The organism is Streptomyces exfoliatus, from assembly GCF_000725545.1.
Lineage (GTDB): Bacteria > Actinomycetota > Actinomycetes > Streptomycetales > Streptomycetaceae > Streptomyces > Streptomyces exfoliatus.
Genome location: NZ_JNZP01000001.1, coordinates 137,987 through 157,192 on the forward strand (window position 1 = coordinate 137,987; position 19,206 = coordinate 157,192).

The following is a 19,206-nucleotide window of genomic DNA, read 5'->3' on the forward strand; positions in this document are numbered from 1 at the left end:
TCCGACCGCTCCGACCGCACCGCCTGCTCCGGTCGCACCGCCCGCTCCCGTGCCTCCCGTGGCTCCGGCCCCGCCCGTGGCTCCCGCCCCGGTCGCCGGGCCGCCCACGCTCGCCTTCGGGGCGCCGGCCGCCGCGGCCGCCGCCCCGCAGGGCGCCGCGCCCGGCCCCGTACCCCAGCCCGTGCCCGGTCCCGGCTGGGCGGAGGCGGGAGCCACACCGCCGCCCGGCGCCCCGCCCGGCTACGGTCCGCCGCAGGGTTACGGCGGTCAGCCGCCCGGCTACGGCCCGCCCCCCGGCTACGGCGGTCAGCCGCCCGCGCAGCCGCCCGCCCAGCCGCGCGGGGAGGCGAACCCGGCCCAGGCCGCCATGATCGGCCTGCTCAACCTCTCCTGCCTGGGCCTCGGTTACGTCCTCTTGCGCAACTGGGTCGGCGCCGCGCTCTGCTGGATCGCCACCGCCGCCCTGCTCGTGATGGCACTTCCCGCCGACGTCGACGGCGTGCCCCAGGGGCTCCTCATCGGCTACGGCGTCTTCCTGCTCGCCGTCGCCGCCGACGGGGCCAGGCGCGGGCTGCGCGCGACCCTGCGGATCGGCGCCGCCTTCCGCCGCCTGGCGCTGCCGCTCGCGCTCGTGCTGCTCGCCGTGCCCGCGGGCGGTTCGCTCGCGTACGGGGCGGCCCGCGACGAGGCGAAGCAGCAGGCCCTGCTCGAACAGCTCGCCGCCGCCGACGCACTCGTGAAGTCCGCCGAAGGCCTCCCCTTCGACAAGGCCGAGCCGACCTTCCGCACGGCGCTCACCGCCTACGAGGACCTCGGGACGAAGCACGCGGGATCGCGGGCAGGGAAGCTCGTCCCCGCGCGGCTCGACACGTATTACGAGACGCTCTCCGCTCCGTACACCGAGAAGAAGTACTGCGCGGCCGTCCCGCAGCTCACGCACCTGCGGGGGCTCCCGGACACGGTCGACAAGACCCTCCTCGGCACCCGGCCCGCCAAGACCGACGAGCCGCTGGCCCACTCGCTCTACGAGTGCGGGGCGGCGGCGCTCGGCGTGGCGACCTCCGCGCCGGATGCCAGGGAGAGCTTCAACAAGCTCCTCGGCGACTTCCCGAAGTCGAGCCACGCGGCCCGCGTCGCCCCGGCCGTCGAGGCGTCGATCAAGACCCGGTCGTCCGCCCTCGCCGGGAGCGCCGAGCCCTGCGACACCACCGCGGAGCTGCGCGTCATCCGCGCCTCCGTCGACGGCATGCCCGACCCCTCCCTGGAGAACGCCGGGGACCAGGTCGCCGCCGCGGTCCAGAAGGGCGACTTCGCCTGCGGGACGGACCAGTTCAAGGACAAGGACTTCAAGAGCGCGCTCGACACGATGACGGCGTACGCCAAGGACTACCCGACGAGCCCGCAGGCCGCGCACGCCCGCTCCATCGCCATCGCCGCCGAGATCGCCGAAGAGGAGGCCGACGCGGGGAAGAAGCTGCCCCCGGCCGACGTCCCCGGCGGCGCCCGGATGGTGATGGTCGTGAGCAACGACGGCCCCGGCGAGGTCGAGCTGCTCTACACGGGCCCGATGACCGGCAAGGTCACCCTGAAGGCGTGCGGGACCTGCACGAAGTACAAGACCCCGCTGCTGGTCAACTCGCCCAAGATCAAGGCCTGCACGGGACCGGCCTCGAAGTACCCGAAGGCGACCCTGCTGCTGCCCGCCGGCAACTACCACTTCCTCCAGAAGCGGGCCGCCGGCACGTCCTCGGCCGGTGACACGAAGTCGAGCAAGGCGAAGATCGAACCGGGCTACTCCTACACCAACTGCCTCTACGTGACCTCGCTGTACTGACCCCCCGCGCTCAGCGGCGGCGCAGCACCCGCATCGAGTCGGTGACCGAGATCTCCTCGAAGTCGCCCGACTCGATCGCGCGGAGGTAGATCCGGTACGGGGCCTGGCCGCCGTCGGCCGGGTCCGGGAAGACGTCGTGGATGACGAGCAGGCCCCCGGGGGCGACCTTGGGGGCCCAGCCCTCGTAGTCGTTCGTGGCGTGCTCGTCGGTGTGCCCGCCGTCGATGAACACGAGGCCGAGCTGCCCGCCCCACACCTTCGCGACCTGCGGCGACCGCCCGACCACGGCGATGACGTGCTCCTCAAGGCCTGCCTTGCGCAGCGTCCTGCGGAACGTCGGCAGGGTGTCCATGAGTCCGACCTCCGGGTCCACCACCGTCTCGTCGTGGTACTCCCACCCGGGCTGCTGCTCCTCGCTGCCCCGGTGATGGTCCACGGTCACCGCGACCGTCCCCGCCTGCCGGGCCACGTCCGCGAGCAGGATCGTCGAGCGCCCGCAGTACGTGCCGACCTCCAGGAGCGGCAGCCCGAGCTTCGCGGCCTCGGCGGCCGCCTCGTACAGCGCGAGGCCCTCCCCGGCGGGCATGAACCCCTTCGCGGCCTCGAAGGCGGCAAGGATCTCGGGCGCGGGCACGGACATGGTGACTCCTACTGGCGGGTACGCGGGTACGAGCGCCCATCGTGCCCTACGCCCGCTCTACGCGTCGCACTCGAACCACACCGTCTTGCCGGCGGCCGTCTCGTCGGCCCCCCACCGGTCCGTCACCGCCTCCACGAGCGCGAGCCCCCGCCCGCTCCCGTCCAGCGGACCGGCGAGCTTCGCGATCAGGGCCCCGGGGACGGCGTCCGCGACCTCCACCCGCAGCCCGTACGGCTCGCGCAGCATCAGGACGGAGCACCGCCGGCCCGGCACGTGCCGGACGACGTTCGCGACGAGCTCGGTGAGCGCGAGGGTCGCCGGGTCGGCGAGGCGGTCGAGCTCCCACCGCGTGAGGAACATGCGGAGGATGCGGCGCATGTGACCGGCGGAGTGCTCACCGACGGTGAAGCCCATGCGGTAGCTCGTCGCAAGTGCGGCGGGATAGAGGTCTGTTGCCTGATTCATGCCACCAGGTTGGGGTCGCTTCGTTACGCTCGGCTACGGACTGAACGCAACGCCTCACCGCGTGAGCTTGGGGGTGACCTCGCCGTGGTCAACATCCGCAACCTGGATCCGAGCGCCTCGCCGCTGGACTATTACGGATCCGAACTTCGTCGCCTGAGAGAAGGGGCTGGGCTCAGCCAGTCGCAGCTCGGCGACATCCTCTTCTGCACCGGCTCGCTCGTCGGCCAGGTCGAGACGGCGAGAAAGGTCCCGACCAGGGAGTTCTCGGAGCGCCTTGATGCCGCGCTGATGACCGGTGGGTTCTTCACGCGGCTGGTGGGGCTGGTGCTCAAGAGCCAACTCCCGACGTGGTTCAGGCCGTACGCGGACATGGAGGCGAAGGCGACGTACCTCTGCTCCTTCCAGGCGCAACTGGTGCACGGCCTGCTCCAGACGAAGACCTACGCCCAGGCCCTCATGGGGGCCCGGTTCGAGAGCGATCTCGAAGGCCTGGTCGCCGCCCGCATAGAGCGCCAGCGCATCCTGGACCGTGAACATCCGCCCCTCTTCTGGGTCGTCATGAGCGAGGCGGCACTGCGCCAGGAGGTCGGCGGGAGGGCGGTGATGCGGGAGCAACTGGCCCACCTGTTGGAGATGCAGGAGCGCGAGTGGGTGAAGATCCAGATCCTGCCGTTCGAGGCTGGCGCGCACGCGGGATCGCATGGCTCCTTCAACCTCCTCCGCTTCGAGAGCGACCCCGACCTTGTCTACACCGAGGACTTCGTCCAGGGTCATATGACCGTGGATTCGGCCGCGTTCAGGGAAGGGTCGCTCCGTTACGATCACCTGCGAGCGGCCGCTCTCTCGGTGGAGGACTCGACCGCGCTGATCACCCGCGTCATGGAGGAACACTATGGAGAGCAACCGGAACCTGGCGGGCGCGCGCTGGCGTAAGTCCTCGTACAGCGGCGACAACGGCGGCGACTGCGTCGAGGTCGCCGACCTCGCCGCTCACGTCGCCGTCCGGGACTCCAAGAACCCCGAAGGCCCCGCCTTCCTCACCGCCCCCGCCGCCTTCACGGCGTTCGTGCGGGCCGCCGCCGAGGGGCGTATCGGTCGCTGACCGTGTCGACCCTCATAGGGATGATGATCCTCGCCATCGGCCTGCCGGCCTGGGCGGGGATCACCTACGTCGGCCTCGTCCGCGCCCGGCGAGGCAACGACCTTCCGCAGCCCGACCTGCCCCGCCGCCGTACGCCCGCCAAGAAGGCGGCCTGGATCGCCGCGCTCGCGTACGTCGCGGGTGGTGTGCTGCACGTGTACGGCATGTCGTACCTGCCGTTCCTCTTCCCGGAGGACGCGTGCTGGTTCAACGCGGGGTACAAGGCCGTCCCCGACTCCAGCAGCGCGCTTCCCGTCAGCCTGGTGTGCGCGGGCGAGGAGATCGTCCCGTGGTGGGTGAACCCGGGACTGCTCGTCCTCGCGGTCACCGCCGTCACCGCGACCGTCACGAGTGTCGCGCTCGCCCTCAGGGACAGGCCCGCCGGAGCGCGCACGACCGACCCGATGGGCTGACCTGACAGGTCAGCTCCCCGCCAGGACCGTCCGCAGCTTCCGTACCCCCGCCTTCCATTCCTCGCCGGCCGACTCCTCCCAGAGTTCGAGGAGTTCGGACGGCTCGACGAGCACCCGGTCCAGGGCCTCGACGGCCGCCGGGCGGAGTTCCGCCGGAAGCACGGGCAGGGGCTTCTTCGGGCCGTACGCGGTGGTGACAGGGTCGCCGCCCGGGCATTGCGCCGCGACCAGGGCCGCCGACGCGATGGCCTCCACGGCCAGATCCGAGTCCAGGTAGTCGTCGCCCGTCCCCGTCACCTCGCGGAACGTGGCGAGGAGCACGTCCGCCTTCTTCTCCTCCGGTGCCTCGTCGACCCTGTACGAGAAGTCGGCGGCGGTGTCGTTGTCGAAGGGGCCGATGTCCCAGGTGCCCATGGTGTGCTCACTCTCTCCGTCGTCCAGATCCAAGGAGAGCGTGACAGGCGGCACTGACAACGGACCCGCCGCTCAGTCCTCGACGCCCAGATCCGCGCGCATGGCCTTCTTCATCGCTCCCACGTAGGGCCAGACGTCCTGGTGGAGATCGTCCTTCATCGCCTCCAGCTCGGCCGCGTACCGGGAGGGCTCCTCCGCGTACTTCCTGAGCTTTCCGTACGCCTCGTTCAAGCGTCTCTTGGCCGTGCTGGTAGCGCGCGACACCGTGTCGGGGACGATCATCTGGGACTCCGCGTAGCTGTCCCGGTAGGCCAGCCTGGCCGCCTCCAGGTTCTCCAGGGACGCGGCGACGCCGTCACCGCGCCCGAGCGCGTGGAGGTGGTTGGTCATCTCCGTCAGGTACTGGCGCGAGGCGGTGTTCAGCGCGATGTAGCAAGCGCGTCGGCGCTCCAGGCTCTCGCGCTGCCCCTGCCGGGCCTGCTCCGCCCTGAGCAGCTCCTCGGCGTGCCCGCGTTCCTCGCGCCGCTGCTCGGCGGCGGCCTGGAGCTCCATGCGCTTGGTGCGGTCCGCACGGACCTGTGTCAGGAGCGCCGCTCCCAGTGTTCCCGCCACGCCGACCACGGCGATCAGCAGTGCCGTCCAGCTCGCGCTCATGTGCCCCCCTGCGTACGGCTCGTTCCCCGCGACGATGCTGCCACAGGGGAGGGCCGGTGGGGTGTGCTGTGCGAGGATGCGCCGTCCGTTGCCGATCATGAAGGGACGTGCCCATGCGCGCGTCGTTCAGAGCGCTGTTCGCCGCGCTCTTCTCGATAGGTCTGCTCCTCGGTGCGGGGACCGGGTCGGCCCAGGCCGACGAGGTCACCCCGCAGACCGCACCGGAGCTGCGCTTCGTCTCGTACAACGTGTGCGGCGCGAAGTGCCCGCTGCCGGAGGCCACCGACGCGGTCAGGTCCGCGTGGGTCACCGGTCTGGTGCGGGAGATCGACGCCTGGGACACGGACCTGATCATGCTTCAGGAGCTGTGCTACGGGCAGTGGAGGCTGATCCGCGACGCCCTGGCGGGGCGTACCGGAGAGGACTCCTACGACACCGTGTGGGGCGCGTCGCTGGCCTCCGCCTCCGACTGCGACCAGTGGGACCCGGTCGACCGGCGGTTCGGGCTCGCGATCTTCTCGAAGGGCGCGGGCTCGATCGTCGAGGGGACGCGGAGCGTCACGTTCCTCCCCGAGGCGCCCGCGAAGGACACGGAGGACCGCATCCTGCTCTGCGCCCGGGCCCAGCTGGACGCCCGCGTCGCCCGCGCCTGCAACACCCACATCGACCCCAGTGACGCGGCCACGGCCCTGCAGGTCCCCGAGGTGGCGAAGCTCGTCGAGGCCGGCCGGCAGGCGGGCGAGCCCGTGGTCCTGGCGGGGGACTTCAACCAGGTGCCCGGGCACGCCGACATGAACACCCTCTACAACCACGGGACGGGTTCCACCGGCCGGTTCCAGGAGGTCGACGAGAACGACAAGGAGCACTTCACGGCCGTCGACTGCCCGCAGACGGAAGCCCGCTGCCGCAGCGGCGAGGCGACGGCCAGCCCGACCTGCTCGTCGCACACGACCGGAGCCGCCAAGATCGACTACGTCTTCCTGAGCTACGAGTGGTTCAAGACCGTGCGCGGGGACGCGCTGCCCTGCCCGCCGGGCATGTCCGACCACCACCCCCTACGCGGCGCGGCGGCCTGGGAGCAGTAGTCCGTTCGAATCCGTGAGCGAAGCGGCACATTTCGCCTAGGGTGGTGTGCGATGACTCCCTTACGCGCACACGACTTCGGGGGCGATGGCCCCCAGCTGGTTCTTCTGCACGGTTACGGACGTTCGCTCCACGACTGGGACGCCGCGGCTCCGCTGCTCGCCGCCGCCGGTCACCGGGTCCTCGCCGTCGACCTTCCCGGGCACGGCGGCTCGCCCTCGGTCTCCCCGTGGACCCTCTCCACGGTGGTCGAGCAGCTCGCCGACACCCTCGTCGCGCGCGGGGTGTCGGAGGCCGTCGTGGTCGGCCACTCCCTCGGCGGCATCGTCGCCGTCGAGTACGCCCGCGCCGACCCCGACCGGGCCCGCGCCCGTGCCGCCGTCGATCTCGACGGCTTCTGGTGGCCGCGTGACCGCCCCGGCGGCGCGCAGGTGACCGAGGGGCTGCTCGCGAGGGCCGGGATCGTCGCGCCGCCCGGGTACATCGAGGGGCAGGTCGCCCACTCCGCCCGGTCCGGGATTCCCGCCGACCGGGCGGAGGCCGCCGCCCGCGCCGCCGCCCGCCCGCTGCCCGACGGCAGCTGGCAGACGCTGCCGCGCCGGGAGGCGGCGCTCGAACTCGTCGACGAGCTCCACGCGCTAGGCGAACTCGGCGTCACCGCCTGGCTGGGCGGCGTCGAGCGGCCGCTGTACGTGGTCCAGGCCGCCCGGCGGCCGGTGCCCACGCCCGGCATGGAGTGGTTCGACGAGTTCAGTGCCCGGTGGGCGCGCGAGGTCTCCGACGAGCTGGACGCGCTCTCCCGTGACCGGTCGACGATCAGCGTCGACCGGATCGACGCCACCCATCCGATGATCCTGGAGACTCCGGAGCTGGTGGCGAAGCTGGTCGCCGCGTTCGTCGGGGGTCTGCCGCCCGGCTGAGGAGCGCCACGCGAAGCCTGAGCCCCGTCGATCCGTCCGCGCGGACCGGCGGGGCTTTTCGCTGCGCGTTCGCGTGGCCCGGGCAACAGATACGCATCTGACCTTCCGTCAGAATGGAACGTGTTCTAGTCTGCGCGCCATGGGCATCGCCATCACGCACGAACAGCGGGAGCTCGCCCGATCCGTCCGCGGCCTGCTCGCCCGCGCCGTCCCCCCGGAGGACGTCCGCAAGGAACTCGACGCCCCCGAGCCCGCCACCGGCCGGCCCGGGTACTGGGACACCCTCGCCGGACAGGGCCTCCTGGGGCTCCACCTGCCCGAGGAGTACGGGGGAGGCGGCGGCGACCTGGGAGACCTGGCCGTCGTCGTGGAGGAGGCCGCCGGGGCGCTGCTCCCGGGGCCGTACCTCCCCTCCGTCCTCGCCGCCGAGGTGCTCCACCGAGGCGGGCTCGGGGAGCTGGCCGGCGACCTCGCCTCCGGCGAGCGGATCGGCGCCGTGGACCTCGCGGACACCGGCTCCCTCACCGCCGTCCGTACCGCCGACGGGTACCTCCTCGACGGCACCGCGCCCCCCGTCCTCGGCGGCGCCCAGGCCGACCTGGTGATCCTGCGGGCCGCCACCACCGACGGCGCCGTCTGGCTCGCCGTGGACACCGCCGGGCTCCTCGTGCGGCCCCACACCGGCGCCGACCCCACCCGGACCACCGCCGAGGTCACCGCCAGGAACGTCCCCGTCCCCGCCGCTCGCCGGCTCACCCTCGACCCCGCCCTCGTCCACGACCTCGCCGCCGTCCTCCTCGCCGCCGACGCCTGCGGCACCGCCGCCCGCGCCGTCGAGACCGCCGCCGAACACGCCCGTACCCGCGAACAGTTCGGCCGGCCCATCGGACGGTTCCAGGGCGTCAAACACCTCTGCGCCGACATGCTCGTCCGGCTCGAACAGGCCCGCGCCCTCACCTGGGACGCCGCCCGCGCCACCCGGAGCGAGGCCCGGTCGCTCACCGCCGCGCTCGCCGCCGCCACCGCCCTCGACACCGCGTACACCTGCGCCAAGGACTGCATCCAGATCCTCGGCGGCACCGGTTTCACCTGGGAACACGACGCCCATCTCCTGCTCCGCCGCGCCGTCGTCGCCCGCCAGCTCCTCGGCGCCGGCGACCACCACCGCCTCGCCGCCCTCCGGCACGCGGCCGCCGGCGTCCGCCGCGGTCTCCGGCTCGACCTGCCGCCCGAGGCCGACGCCTACCGCGCCGCCGCCCGCGAGGCCCTCGCCCCCGCCGTCGGACTCGAACCCGCCGCCGCCCGGCGCGCCCTCGCCCCCACGGGGTACGCGGCCCCGCACCTCCCGGAGCCGTACGGGCTCGGCGCGGGACCCCTCCAGCAGCTCGCCGTCCAGCGTGAGATGGACGAGGCCGGCATCAGGGTCTCCGGGCTCGGCATCGGCGCCTGGGTCGTGCCCTCGCTCCTCGCCCACGGCACCCCGGCCCAGCAGGCCGAGCACCTCGGCCCGACCCTGCGCGGCGAACGCCTCTGGTGCCAGCTCTTCTCCGAACCCGGCGCCGGCTCCGACCTCGCCTCCCTCCGCACCCGCGCCGAACGCACCGAGGACGGGCGCTGGCGGATCAACGGCCAGAAGGTGTGGACGAGCGCCGCCCAGTGGGCCCATTACGGCATCCTGCTCGCCCGTACCGACCCCGCCGCCCCCAAGCACCGGGGGCTCAGCTACTTCCTCGTCGACATGCGGAACACCCCCGGGGTCGACGTACGGCCGCTCAAGGAGATCACCGGCGAGTCCCTCTTCAACGAGGTCTGGTTCGACGACGCGGTCCTCCCGGCCGACGCCGTCGTCGGCGAGGTCGGTGACGGCTGGCGGGTCGCCCGCAACACCCTCGGCAACGAACGCGTCCACATGGCCGACCAGGTCGCCTTCGACACCGGCCTCGAAGCCCTCGTCGAACGCGCCGCGCCGCACGACGGCTCCGTGCGCGTAAGGATCGGGGCGCTCCTCGCCGAGGCGCACGCGCTCGCGTGCATCGGCCTGCGCACCACCCTGCTCCAGGTGTCCGGGCTCGAACCGGGCGCGGGCGCCAGCGTCCGCAAGCTCGTCCAGACCCTCCACCAGCAGAAGGTCGCCGAACTCACCCTCGAACTCCTCGGACCGGAAGGCGCCGTGCGCGAGGGCCCCGGCGAAGGGGCCGTCCACGGGCTGCTCATGTCCCGCTGCCTGACCATCGCGGGCGGCACCACCCAAGTACAGCTCAATGTCGTCGCCGAGCGGCTGCTCGGCCTGCCGAGAGACTGAGGGGGAACCGAAGATGGGCAAGGCGTACGTCGTCGGCGTCGGAATGACGAAGTTCGAGAAGCCGGAGACCCGCGACTGGCAGTACTGGGACATGGCCCGCGAGGCCGGCACCGCCGCCCTCGACGACGCCGGCGTCCCGTACGCGCGCGTGGAGCAGGCCGCCGTCGGCTACTGCTTCCAGGCCTCCACCGCGGGACAGCGCGCCGTGTACGAACTCGGGCTCTCCGGCATCCCCGTCTACAACCTCAACAACAACTGCGCGACCGGCTCCACCGCCCTCATGACCGCCCGCCAGTTCGTCGAGGGCGGCATCGCCGACTGCGTCCTCGCCCTCGGCTTCGAGAAGATGAGCCGGGGAGCGCTGGGAGGCGGGTCGGGGGCGGGTGACTTCTCGGCTTCTCCCGTCGCCCGGCACTACGGCATCATGGCCGCCGCCCACGGCTTCGAGGCGAGTCCGCCCACCGCGCAGATCTTCGGCAACGCCGCCCGCGAGCACATGGAGCGGTACGGGACGACCGAGGTGCAGCTCGCGGCCGTCGGGGCCAAGAACCACCAGCACTCGGCGAACAACCCCAACGCCCAGTTCCAGGACGTCTACACCGTCGACGAGATCCTCGCCGCGAAGTCCGTCCACCGGCCGCTCACCCGGCTCCAGTGCTCGCCCACCTCCGACGGCGCGGCGGCGGCCCTCGTCGTCTCCGAACGCTTCGTCGACGCGCACGGGCTGCGGGGGAGGGCCGTGGAGATCGCCGGACAGGCGATGACCACCGACACCGAGGAGTCCTTCGCCTCGCGCTCCTGCATCGACGCCGTCGGCCGCCCGATGTCCCGGGCCGCCGCCCGTCAGGCGTACGAGCGCTCCGGACTCGGCATCGAGGACGTCGACGTCGTCGAACTCCACGACTGCTTCTCCGTCAACGAACTCCTCACCTACGAGGCCCTCGGCATGTGCGAGGACGGCGCCTCCGGCAAGCTCGTCGAGTCGGGCGCCACCACGTACGGCGGGCGCTGGGTCGTGAACCCCTCCGGCGGCCTCATCTCCAAGGGCCACCCGCTGGGCGCGACGGGCCTCGCGCAGACCGCCGAACTGGTCTGGCAGCTCAGGGGCGAGGCGGGCGCGCGGCAGGTGGCGGGGGCGCGGGTCGGACTCGCGCACAACATCGGCCTGGGCGGGGCGGCGGTGGTGACGCTGCTGCGCAAGCCGTAGCGGCCGCGGACGCCCGCTGCTCCCTGCTGCGCGAGCCGTAGCGGCCGAGTACGCCGCCCTCGCTGCTGCGCAAGCCGTAGGACTCACGGCGTATGTACGGGGCGGAGGGGGTCTGCGACCATGACATCCATGTCGCAGACGGACTCCGCCACGAGCACCTCACCCACCCCCTCCATACCCCCGGCCCATCCGTGGAAGGTCGTCCTGACCGCCTGCGCGGGCCAGTTCCTCGTCGTCCTCGACGTCTCCGTCGTGAACGTGGCACTGCCGTCGATGCGGACCGACCTCGGGCTCTCGGCCCTGGGGCTGCAATGGGTGCTCAACGCGTACGCCATCGCCTTCGCCGGCTTCATGCTGCTCGGCGGGCGCGCTTCCGACCTCTACGGACGGAAGGCGATGTTCCTGCTCGGGCTCGGGCTCTTCACCGCCGCCTCCGCCGCGGGCGGCCTCGCCGAGGAGGGCTGGCAGCTCGTCGCCGCCCGAGCCGTGCAGGGCCTCGGTGCCGCCGTCCTCTCCCCGGCCACCCTCACCCTGGTCACCAGCGCCGTCCCTGCGGGAGCCGCCCGCACACGGGCCATCGGCACCTGGACGGCGGTCGGCGCGGCGGGCGGCGCGGCGGGCGGATTCGTCGGCGGCGTCCTCGTCGAACTGCTCTCCTGGCGCTGGGTCCTCCTCATCAACGTCCCCATCGGCGTCCTGGTCCTCGCGGGCGGCCTGCTCTGGCTGCGCGAGTCCCGCACCGGCGCGGGCCGCCGCCTCGACCTGCCGGGAGCCGTCCTCGTCACCGCCGGTCTCGCCACCCTCGCGTACGGCATCGTCGAGACCGAGGCGGCGGGCTGGACGGACCCGGCGACCCTGCTCACGCTCCTCGGCGGCGTGCTGCTCCTCGGCCTCTTCGTGGCCGTCGAGGCCCGGACGGCGGCCCCGCTGATGCCGCTGAAGATCTTCCGTACGCGGGCGGTCACGGCGGCCAACGTGGCGATCCTGCTGTGCGGTTCGAGCTCCTTCGGCATGTGGTTCTTCATGACGACGTACGCGCAGAGCGTCCTCGCCTACACCCCGCTCCAGGCCGGCCTCGCGCTCGTCCCCAGCTCCGTCGCCGTCATCGTGGGCTCCAAGCTGGCACCCCGGCTGATGCCGGCGGTCGGCGCGCGGAACCTGGCCGTGCTCGGCACCCTCGTCGCCGCGGCGGGCTTCGCCTGGCAGTCGACCCTCACGGCCGACGGCACCTTCCTGGGGACGATCCTGGGCCCCGGCGTCCTGATGATGGCCGGCCTCGGCCTGGCCACCACCCCGCTGGCAGCCCTCGCCACCTCCAGCGCCTCCCCCGCGGACACGGGCCTGGTCTCGGGCCTCGTCAACACGTCCCGCACGATGGGCGGTGCCCTCGGCCTCGCCGTACTCTCCACGGTCGCCGCCGCCACGGCCGGACCCGTCGCCCCCGACTTCGGCGACCCGTCCTCCGGCCACCTGGTCCCCGGCTACGCGATGGCCTTCCGCGTCTCGACGGCCGTCCTCATCGCGGCGGCCGTCCTGATGCACCTCTGGCTCCCCAAGCCGGCGGGCCGCGGCGGGGCGCAGACGAAGGGGGCCTAGGGGGTGTCTTGCCGATCAGGCCGGATCGACAAGACACCCCCTAGGGCCTCTCGCCCGGCCCGTCTCCCGCCGCCGGCTCCCCGGCCGTCCCGGCGAGGGCCGGGTCGATGACCGTCTCGCCGCGCAGGGCCCTGCGGATCGCCTCGGCCAGCTCCTCCACGGGGCCGTCCTTCACCAGGAACCCCGCCGCGCCGGCCTCCATCGCCCGGCGCAGAGAGCCCGGCCGGCCGAAGGTCGCGAGGATCAGGACCCGGCAGTCCGGGGCCTCCGACCGCAGGTCCGCCGCCGCGTCCAGGCCCGAACGGCCCGGCAGCCCGATGTCGAGGAGGGCCACGTCGGGCCGGGAGAGCAGGGCTGCGTCCACGACCTCGTCACCGCGGCCCACCTGCGCCACGACCTCCATGTCGTGCTCCATGCCGAGCAGCAGGGCCAGCGCCCCGCGCGTCATGCCCTGGTCCTCGGCGAGCAGCAGTCTGATCATTCCGTCGGCTCCCCTCGTGCGGTCGTTCCGAGTCAAGGGTGCGGCCTTCGGTGGCGGACCGCTCGCCCAGACGCGCTCCCGGGGGACGTGCCGACGCGCCCATCTGACGTATCGTCAGGTAGGGCGACCCGGGAGGGTTCACAACGCTTGCCGCCTCGGCTATACATGGGGACCACCGACCTAGAACGCGTTCTAGAACGGCCGCGTACGGGACGGTCCCCGCACGGCCTCGGTGCGGCCGACGGTGCGGACGGCCGCGCCGAGGTCTTCCACCGCACGAGGAGCCACGAGGAGCAGCAGCCGATGCCCATCGACCCCGCAAAGGCCGTCGCCGCCGAACCCCGCAGCGCCGAGATCTCCTGGGACCACAAGGACGTCCAGCTCTACCACCTCGGGCTGGGGGCGGGCACCCCCGCGACCGACCCCGACGAGCTCCGCTACACCCTCGAATCCCGGCTCCACGTCCTGCCCAGCTTCGCCACCGTCGCGGGCGCCGGCATGGGCGTCGTCGGCGGACTCTCCGCGCCCGGCATCGACATCGACCTCGCCGCCGTCCTGCACGGCGGCCAGTCGGTCACGCTCCACCGCCCGGTACCCGTCGCCGGCCGCGCCGTCTCCACCTCACGCGTCGCCGCCGTGTACGACAAGGGCAAGGCCGCCGTCCTCGTCCTGCGCACCGAGGCCGCCGACGCCGAAGGGCCCCTCTGGACCAGCGACGCCCAGATCTTCGTCCGCGGCGAGGGCGGCTGGGGCGGCGACCGCGGTCCCTCCGAGCGCCTCGCCCTCCCCGACCGCGCGCCCGACGTCACCGCCGAGCGACCGATCCGCGAGGAACAGGCCCTGCTCTACCGGCTCTCGGGCGACTGGAACCCGCTCCACGCCGACCCCGAGTTCGCGAAACTCGCCGGCTTCGACCGCCCGATCCTGCACGGCCTCTGCTCGTACGGGATGACCCTCAAGGCGGTGGTGGACACGGTGCTCGGCGGGGACGTCACCCGCGTCCGCTCGTACCGCACCCGCTTCGCCGGGATCGTCTTCCCCGGCGAGACCCTGCGCGTCCGGATGTGGGCGGGCGAGGGCGGCGTCCAGGTGACGGTCACCGCGGTGGAGCGCGACGACGCCCCCGTACTCGCCGACACGGTCGTCGAACACTCGTAGATCCGCCAGATCCGCCAGATCCGCCAGATCCGCCAGATCCGTTCAGATCCGTTCAGATCCGTCCCGGAGGGAGCCGCACCATGCGCGCAGCCGTACTGCACGAGATCGGCCAGGACAAACTCGAAGTCGTCGACGACGTCGAGGCGGTGGGCTTCGGCCCCGGCAAGGTGCGGATCCGGGTCCGGGCCACCGGCCTCTGCCACTCCGACGTCTCCGCGATGAGCGGCGTCCTCCCGCAGCCCGCCCCCTTCATCCCCGGCCACGAGGGCGCCGGCGAGATCCTCGACGTCGGCGACGGCGTCACCGGACTCGACCAGGGCCAGCGGGTGCTGCTCTGCTGGCTGCCCGCCTGCGGTAGCTGTCCCGCCTGCAAGCGCGGCCAGACACAGCTGTGCCTGGCCGGCTTCATGAACGCCGGCACGCCCAACTTCAAGCGCCCCGGCGGCGACGTCTTCGGCTTCGCCGGCACCGGCACCTTCACCGAGGAGGTCGTCGTCGACGCCGGCTGCGCCGTCCCGATCCCCGACGACGTGCCCTTCGAGATCGCCGCCCTCATCGGCTGCGGCGTCACCACCGGCCTCGGCGCCGCCATCAACACCGCCAAGGTGGAGGCGGGTTCGTCCGTCGCCGTCATCGGCTGCGGCGGCGTCGGCATCTCCGCCATCCAGGGCGCCAAGCTCCAGGGGGCCGCCCAGATCGTCGCCGTCGACCCCGTCGCGTCGCGCCGCGAGGCCGCGCTGCGCTTCGGCGCCACCGAGGCCGTGGCCCCGGACGCGCTCGCCGACGCCAAGCAGCGGGTCACCGGCGGAGAGGGCTTCGACTACGTCTTCGAGGTCGTCGGCAAGTCCGCCACGGCCCGCACCGCGTACGAGACGACCCGCCGCGGCGGCACCCTCTGCGTCGTCGGCGCCGGCGCCCTCGACGACTACCTCCAGCTCAGCATGTTCGAGCTGTTCTTCGACGAGAAGCGGATCCTGCCGTCCATGTACGGCGGCGGGGACGTGCTCCGGTCGTACGAGCGGGCCATCGCGCTCTGGCGGGCGGGCCGCATCGACCTGGAGTCGCTCATCACCCACCGGGTGCCGCTCGCGGGCATCAACGAGGCCCTGGAGCAGATGCGCACGGGCGTGGCGCTCCGCACCTGCATCGAGATCTGAGAGGACCCCCACGCGATGTCACTCCCCCTGGAAGGGCTGAGCGCGATCGTCACCGGCGCCGGGCGCGGCCTCGGCCGCGCCGAGGCCCTCGAACTGGCCAGGCTCGGCGCCGCCGTCGTCGTCAACGACTACGGACAGCCCGGCCGCGACGGCTCCGGCGCCGCCTCCGCCGCGCCCGCCGAGGAGGTCGCCGCGGAGATCCGCGCGGCGGGCGGCCGGGCGGTCGCGCACCTCGGCGACGTCTCCGACTTCGAGACCGCGCGGGCCCTGGTCGACCTGGCCGTCGCCGAGTTCGGGAAGCTGGACGTCCTGGTCAACAACGCGGGCATCCTGCGCGACCGGATGGTCTTCTCGATGAGCGAGGACGAGTGGGACTCGGTCGTACGGGTCCACCTCAAGGGCCACTTCAACACCACCCACTTCGCCGCCGTGCACTGGCGGGGACGCGCCAAGGCCGGGGAGACCGGCGTCTACGGCCGGATCGTCAACACCTCCTCCGAGGCCTTCCTCGCGGGCTCGGCCGGTCAGCCCAACTACGCGGCGGCCAAGGGCGGCATCGTCGGTCTGACCACCTCGACGGCGCTCGCGCTCGCCCGGTACGGGGTCACCGCCAACGCGATCTGCCCCAGGGCCAGGACGCGGATGACGGAGGACGTGTTCGCGGCCATTCCAGCGATCAAGAGCGGCGGCGAGCCGGGGGAGGGGGAGCTCGACCCGCTGTCCCCGGAGCACGTGGCGCCGCTCGTCGGCTATCTCGCCTCCCCGGCCGCGTCCGGGGTCAACGGCCAGCTGCTCGTCGTGCACGGCGGGATGGTGGCGGTCGTGGACCGGCCGCGGGTTTCGGCCAAGTTCGACACGGCCAAGGAGGCGTTCACGTACGAGGAACTGGACGGCCTGCTCACCCCGCACTACGCGTCCCGCCCGGCGGGCGAGACCTTCGCCGCGGCGGAGGTGCTGGGGCTGAAGAAGGGCTGAGGACGGGCCGTCGGACGAGGACGGTCAGCGGTGGGGAAACACGAGGGCCCCGGGGACACCCCGGGGCCCTCGCGTCACTGGAATCGCTCCGTCGCCGGACCTACCGCGTCACTGCGCGTCCGGCTCGCGGCGGTGGCGGCCGTGCGGGGAGGACGCGGAGTCCTCCGTCGGCGAGGCCTCACCGCGGTGCTTGCCGGAGCCGATCCGCTCCTGCCCGTGCGTGCTGTTTTCCGACATGGTCGAACTCACCCCGTTGACATCGGTCTTGCTGTGCAGCCCGAGATTCTAACCAGCGGGTCTCCGGTCGGTGAGAGGCGCCTGCTGCAACGGCACCGGACGGCACACCCGGGGCTCCTCGGCGACCGCCGGCACCGTCACCGGCGGCTCGGGTTCCGGTTCCGGCGGCGCCTCCATGTCCGCGAGCCCGCACGGCGCCCCGGCCGTCGCGTACGGCAGCCGCAGCACGCCCCCGGCCGTCCACAGGCCCGCACCGGCCAGCCAGCCCGCGGGGGCGGCCAGATGGCCCAGTCGGCGGGCCGACGGCCGCCAGACACCCACCCAGCTGCCGCCCGCCGCGTCGATCCGCAGCGCCACCGAGCAGCTCTCCGGCATCAGCACCTGCCCCGGCTGCACCGCGAACGGCGTCACCGCCGCGTCGTCGAGCCGCAGGCACTCCGGGAACCGCACCGGCAGCAGACTCCCGAGCACCCCCCAGCCGAGCCGGTCGTGCCCCGGCGACGGCGCGTCGGAGCGGATCAGGAGCAGCCCGCTGTCCGGGTCGGCGAGGAGCAGCCGGTCGTCGCTCCCCTCGGTGATCTGGAGCAGCGGCGTCACCTCCCCGCCCCGCTCCAGGTCGACGGCGACGGCCTTCACGGGACCGTCGCCGAGCCGCCGGTCGAGCGCGAGCATCCGGCCCGTACGGTCGAGCCACACCCCGCCCGTGCAGCGGCCCCTGACCTCCGCCACCTGCTCGGGGCCGAAGGCGCCGCCCGCCACCAGCCACAGCGTCGTCGTGTCGGGGCCGACGCACATCGCGTACGCGCAGATCCCGTCGGGCGAGGGCGGCAGCAGCACCAGGTGCTCGGAGCCCGGGGCCTCCACCGCGCCGAGCTGGAGTTCGCCGGTGGCCGGTCCTGTGGGATAGAGCAGCGAGAAGGTGTTCCGCCGCCCGTCCACGCGGCGGGCGACGAGGACGCGGCCGTCCGCGAGGGGCAGCAGCCGGGTGCCCGGCTCCTCCGGCTGGTCGAGGGGGAGCGGCACGGCGTACGGCTCCGGGCCGTCGAGCGTCCACCTCTCCACGTACAGGGCGTCACCGGCGCCCGCGAGCCGGGCCGCGTACGCGCCGTTCGCCGTGATCGTGAACCCCGTCGGCCAGTCGGCGCTCCCGGGGCGCGCCCCGTCCCGGTGTCCCTCGCGGTCGTCGTCCTCGGCCGCCGTCTCGATGGCACACGCTGTCATCGACTCGTCACCTCCGGCCACGAAGCTAGTTTTCGCACTTCCAGCCGAACAACACGAGCAGGGTCACTTCACACATAAGGGTGGCCGTGGGCGTGTTCGGCTGAGGGGTGGGGGGTGGTTGTGCTGGAGTTTCCCGTGATGAGTAAGGTAAGGCGAACCTAAACGGAGTCTCAGGCTCCGGCCGGTCGTGCCCGAAATCCCCGCCAGGACCCGTACAGGAGCCTTCTCATGTCCCTCCGCCGCCGCGGCACCGCCGCCGCCGTCGCCCTCGCCGCCGCGCTCTCGCTCGCGGCCTGCGGCGGAGGCGACACCGGATCCGACTCCTCCAAGAACGAGGACACGACCAAGGGCGACACGACCAAGAAGAAGGACGTCGCCACCGGCGGCAAGGACTTCGGCGACGCGGCGGCCAAGACCGCGGCCATGGGCACCGACGCCACGGCGGGCCAGTTCCCCCGCACCCTGACGCACGCCCTCGGCAAGACCGAACTGAAGGCCGCCCCCAAGCGGGTCGTCGTCCTCGACGTCGGCGAGCTCGACAACGTGGTCTCCCTCGGCATCCAGCCCGTCGGCTACGCCCCCTCCGAGGGCGACGACGGCATCCCCGGCTACCTCGCGAAGAACGCCGGCGCCCCGAAGTCCGTCGGCACCATCAACAACCTCAACCTGGAGGCCATCGCCAACCTCCAGCCCGACCTGATCCTCGGGAGCCAGCTCCGCGCCGCGGACAAGTACGACGAGCTGTCGAAGATCGCGCCGACCGTGTTCTCCATCCGTCCGGGCTTCACCTGGAAGGAGAACTACCTCCTCAACGCCGCCGCGCTCGACAGGACCGCCGAGGCGAAGGAGAAGCTCGCCGCGTACGAGACGAAGGCGAAGCAGCTCGGCACCGACATCGGAACGAACAAGCCGACCATCTCGATGGTCCGCTACCTCCCGGGCAAGATCCGCCTCTACGCCAAGGCGTCCTTCATCGGCACCATCCTCGAGGACGCGGGCCTGCCGCGGCCCAAGAACCAGCAGATCAACGAGCTGGCCGCCGAGATCAGCCCCGAGAAGATCGACGAGGCCGACGCCGACTGGATCTTCACCGGCGTGTACGGCGACGCCAAGGCCACCAAGAAGGACACCGCCCAGGCCAACCCGCTCTGGAAGAACCTCAAGGCGGTCAAGGCCGGCCAGGCCAAGGACGTCCCGGACGAGACCTGGTACCTCGGCCTCGGCGTGACCGCGGCGAACAGCGTCCTCGACGACCTGCGCGCGGACCTCGTCAAGAAGTAGTCCCTGGCCGGTGGGTTATCCACAGGC

19 protein-coding genes and 1 pseudogene are annotated in these 19,206 nt (G+C 72.8%); 13 read left to right on the top strand and 7 right to left on the bottom strand.

All coding sequences use genetic code 11. The features are described 5' to 3' along the window. Positions 1-58: 58 nt before the first annotated feature. Positions 59-1,834 (top strand): hypothetical protein, encoded by a 1,776-nt coding sequence (locus IO20_RS0100665; RefSeq protein ID WP_245684839.1) that lies wholly within the window; start codon positions 59-61, stop codon positions 1,832-1,834. Positions 1,835-1,844: 10 nt separating this feature from the next. On the opposite strand, the gene IO20_RS0100670 is transcribed toward IO20_RS0100665, so the two are convergent. Continuing rightward, complete coding sequence (locus IO20_RS0100670; RefSeq protein ID WP_030547763.1) at positions 1,845-2,474, bottom strand: class I SAM-dependent methyltransferase; 630 nt, start codon at positions 2,472-2,474, stop codon at positions 1,845-1,847. Between the two features lie 57 nt (positions 2,475-2,531). After that, a complete protein-coding gene (locus tag IO20_RS0100675; RefSeq protein WP_037634337.1) occupies positions 2,532-2,939 on the bottom strand; it encodes an ATP-binding protein in 408 nt (135 codons plus the stop codon). 84 nt (positions 2,940-3,023) lie between these two features. Here IO20_RS0100675 and IO20_RS0100680 point away from each other — a divergent pair, with 84 nt between their 5' ends. From IO20_RS0100680 to IO20_RS0100690, 3 genes are read left to right on the top strand one after another with little or no spacing between them, the layout of a single operon-like run. Beyond that, positions 3,024-3,872 (top strand): helix-turn-helix domain-containing protein, encoded by an 849-nt coding sequence (locus IO20_RS0100680; protein WP_030547758.1) that lies wholly within the window; start codon positions 3,024-3,026, stop codon positions 3,870-3,872. After that, a complete protein-coding gene (locus IO20_RS0100685) occupies positions 3,832-4,041 on the top strand; it encodes a DUF397 domain-containing protein (protein WP_030547756.1) in 210 nt (69 codons plus the stop codon). Before IO20_RS0100680 ends, IO20_RS0100685 begins: the two co-directional genes overlap by 41 nt. A gap of 20 nt (positions 4,042-4,061) precedes the next feature. Beyond that, the gene (locus tag IO20_RS0100690; RefSeq protein ID WP_030547754.1) at positions 4,062-4,493 is read left to right on the top strand and encodes a hypothetical protein; all 432 of its coding nucleotides are present in this window, start codon (positions 4,062-4,064) and stop codon (positions 4,491-4,493) included. Positions 4,494-4,502: 9 nt separating this feature from the next. Here the strand turns inward: IO20_RS0100690 and IO20_RS0100695 are convergent, their stop codons facing one another. Both IO20_RS0100695 and IO20_RS0100700 read right to left on the bottom strand, forming a co-directional pair. Then, complete coding sequence (locus tag IO20_RS0100695; protein WP_030547752.1) at positions 4,503-4,907, bottom strand: DUF4259 domain-containing protein; 405 nt, start codon at positions 4,905-4,907, stop codon at positions 4,503-4,505. Positions 4,908-4,979: 72 nt separating this feature from the next. Then, entirely contained in the window at positions 4,980-5,561 is a 582-nt protein-coding gene (locus tag IO20_RS0100700) for a hypothetical protein (RefSeq protein ID WP_030547750.1), read from the bottom strand. Positions 5,562-5,674: 113 nt separating this feature from the next. Between IO20_RS0100700 and IO20_RS0100705 the strand changes: the two genes are divergently transcribed. The 5 genes from IO20_RS0100705 (at position 5,675) to IO20_RS0100725 (ending at position 12,669) form a co-directional block, all read left to right on the top strand. Beyond that, positions 5,675-6,646 carry an endonuclease/exonuclease/phosphatase family protein gene (locus IO20_RS0100705; protein WP_030547748.1) on the top strand — a complete coding sequence of 324 codons (972 nt, stop codon included), beginning with the start codon at positions 5,675-5,677 and terminating at the stop codon, positions 6,644-6,646. A gap of 51 nt (positions 6,647-6,697) precedes the next feature. Then, positions 6,698-7,564: an alpha/beta fold hydrolase gene (locus IO20_RS0100710; protein WP_030547747.1), complete on the top strand. Its 867-nt coding sequence runs from the start codon at positions 6,698-6,700 to the stop codon at positions 7,562-7,564. 139 nt (positions 7,565-7,703) lie between these two features. Continuing rightward, the gene (locus IO20_RS0100715; RefSeq protein WP_030547746.1) at positions 7,704-9,866 is read left to right on the top strand and encodes an acyl-CoA dehydrogenase family protein; all 2,163 of its coding nucleotides are present in this window, start codon (positions 7,704-7,706) and stop codon (positions 9,864-9,866) included. A gap of 13 nt (positions 9,867-9,879) precedes the next feature. Next, a complete protein-coding gene (locus IO20_RS0100720) occupies positions 9,880-11,073 on the top strand; it encodes a lipid-transfer protein (protein WP_030547745.1) in 1,194 nt (397 codons plus the stop codon). A 120-nt stretch (positions 11,074-11,193) separates the two neighbouring features. Then, entirely contained in the window at positions 11,194-12,669 is a 1,476-nt protein-coding gene (locus IO20_RS0100725) for an MFS transporter (protein ID WP_030547743.1), read from the top strand. A 55-nt stretch (positions 12,670-12,724) separates the two neighbouring features. On the opposite strand, the pseudogene IO20_RS0100730 reads toward IO20_RS0100725, so the two are convergent. Next, a pseudogene (locus IO20_RS0100730) lies at positions 12,725-13,150 on the bottom strand (response regulator); the annotation flags it as partial. 303 nt (positions 13,151-13,453) lie between these two features. Between IO20_RS0100730 and IO20_RS0100735 the strand changes: the two are divergent. From IO20_RS0100735 to IO20_RS0100745, 3 genes are all read left to right on the top strand, one after another. Next, positions 13,454-14,308 carry a MaoC/PaaZ C-terminal domain-containing protein gene (locus IO20_RS0100735; protein WP_030547739.1) on the top strand — a complete coding sequence of 285 codons (855 nt, stop codon included), beginning with the start codon at positions 13,454-13,456 and terminating at the stop codon, positions 14,306-14,308. Positions 14,309-14,388: 80 nt separating this feature from the next. Beyond that, on the top strand, positions 14,389-15,465 hold the full coding sequence (locus IO20_RS0100740) for a Zn-dependent alcohol dehydrogenase (RefSeq protein ID WP_030547736.1): 1,077 nt from the start codon (positions 14,389-14,391) through the stop codon (positions 15,463-15,465). 15 nt (positions 15,466-15,480) lie between these two features. Continuing rightward, positions 15,481-16,440 (top strand): 3-oxoacyl-ACP reductase, encoded by a 960-nt coding sequence (locus IO20_RS0100745; protein WP_030547733.1) that lies wholly within the window; start codon positions 15,481-15,483, stop codon positions 16,438-16,440. Positions 16,441-16,548: 108 nt separating this feature from the next. On the opposite strand, the gene IO20_RS41950 is transcribed toward IO20_RS0100745, so the two are convergent. Beyond that, entirely contained in the window at positions 16,549-16,677 is a 129-nt protein-coding gene (locus IO20_RS41950) for a hypothetical protein (protein WP_281181556.1), read from the bottom strand. A gap of 48 nt (positions 16,678-16,725) precedes the next feature. Continuing rightward, complete coding sequence (locus IO20_RS0100755) at positions 16,726-17,898, bottom strand: hypothetical protein (protein WP_031126575.1); 1,173 nt, start codon at positions 17,896-17,898, stop codon at positions 16,726-16,728. A gap of 228 nt (positions 17,899-18,126) precedes the next feature. Here IO20_RS0100755 and IO20_RS0100760 point away from each other — a divergent pair, with 228 nt between their 5' ends. Next, complete coding sequence (locus tag IO20_RS0100760; RefSeq protein ID WP_030547730.1) at positions 18,127-19,179, top strand: ABC transporter substrate-binding protein; 1,053 nt, start codon at positions 18,127-18,129, stop codon at positions 19,177-19,179. Positions 19,180-19,206 lie beyond the last annotated feature (27 nt).

What these genes read in the sequence shown, in the direction of transcription:
- IO20_RS0100735 (WP_030547739.1), top strand. Translation starts at nt 13,454, where the DNA reads ATGCCCATCGACCCCGCAAAGGCCGTCGCCGCCGAACCCCGCAGCGCC.
- IO20_RS0100675 (WP_037634337.1), bottom strand. Translation starts at nt 2,939, where the DNA reads ATGAATCAGGCAACAGACCTCTATCCCGCCGCACTTGCGACGAGCTAC.
- IO20_RS0100715 (WP_030547746.1), top strand. Translation starts at nt 7,704, where the DNA reads ATGGGCATCGCCATCACGCACGAACAGCGGGAGCTCGCCCGATCCGTC.
- IO20_RS0100745 (WP_030547733.1), top strand. Translation starts at nt 15,481, where the DNA reads ATGTCACTCCCCCTGGAAGGGCTGAGCGCGATCGTCACCGGCGCCGGG.
- IO20_RS0100690 (WP_030547754.1), top strand. Translation starts at nt 4,062, where the DNA reads ATGATGATCCTCGCCATCGGCCTGCCGGCCTGGGCGGGGATCACCTAC.
- IO20_RS0100695 (WP_030547752.1), bottom strand. Translation starts at nt 4,907, where the DNA reads ATGGGCACCTGGGACATCGGCCCCTTCGACAACGACACCGCCGCCGAC.
- IO20_RS0100760 (WP_030547730.1), top strand. Translation starts at nt 18,127, where the DNA reads ATGTCCCTCCGCCGCCGCGGCACCGCCGCCGCCGTCGCCCTCGCCGCC.
- IO20_RS0100700 (WP_030547750.1), bottom strand. Translation starts at nt 5,561, where the DNA reads ATGAGCGCGAGCTGGACGGCACTGCTGATCGCCGTGGTCGGCGTGGCG.
- IO20_RS0100685 (WP_030547756.1), top strand. Translation starts at nt 3,832, where the DNA reads ATGGAGAGCAACCGGAACCTGGCGGGCGCGCGCTGGCGTAAGTCCTCG.
- IO20_RS0100725 (WP_030547743.1), top strand. Translation starts at nt 11,194, where the DNA reads ATGACATCCATGTCGCAGACGGACTCCGCCACGAGCACCTCACCCACC.
- IO20_RS0100710 (WP_030547747.1), top strand. Translation starts at nt 6,698, where the DNA reads ATGACTCCCTTACGCGCACACGACTTCGGGGGCGATGGCCCCCAGCTG.
- IO20_RS0100740 (WP_030547736.1), top strand. Translation starts at nt 14,389, where the DNA reads ATGCGCGCAGCCGTACTGCACGAGATCGGCCAGGACAAACTCGAAGTC.
- IO20_RS41950 (WP_281181556.1), bottom strand. Translation starts at nt 16,677, where the DNA reads ATGTCGGAAAACAGCACGCACGGGCAGGAGCGGATCGGCTCCGGCAAG.
- IO20_RS0100705 (WP_030547748.1), top strand. Translation starts at nt 5,675, where the DNA reads ATGCGCGCGTCGTTCAGAGCGCTGTTCGCCGCGCTCTTCTCGATAGGT.
- IO20_RS0100755 (WP_031126575.1), bottom strand. Translation starts at nt 17,898, where the DNA reads ATGACAGCGTGTGCCATCGAGACGGCGGCCGAGGACGACGACCGCGAG.
- IO20_RS0100670 (WP_030547763.1), bottom strand. Translation starts at nt 2,474, where the DNA reads ATGTCCGTGCCCGCGCCCGAGATCCTTGCCGCCTTCGAGGCCGCGAAG.
- IO20_RS0100720 (WP_030547745.1), top strand. Translation starts at nt 9,880, where the DNA reads ATGGGCAAGGCGTACGTCGTCGGCGTCGGAATGACGAAGTTCGAGAAG.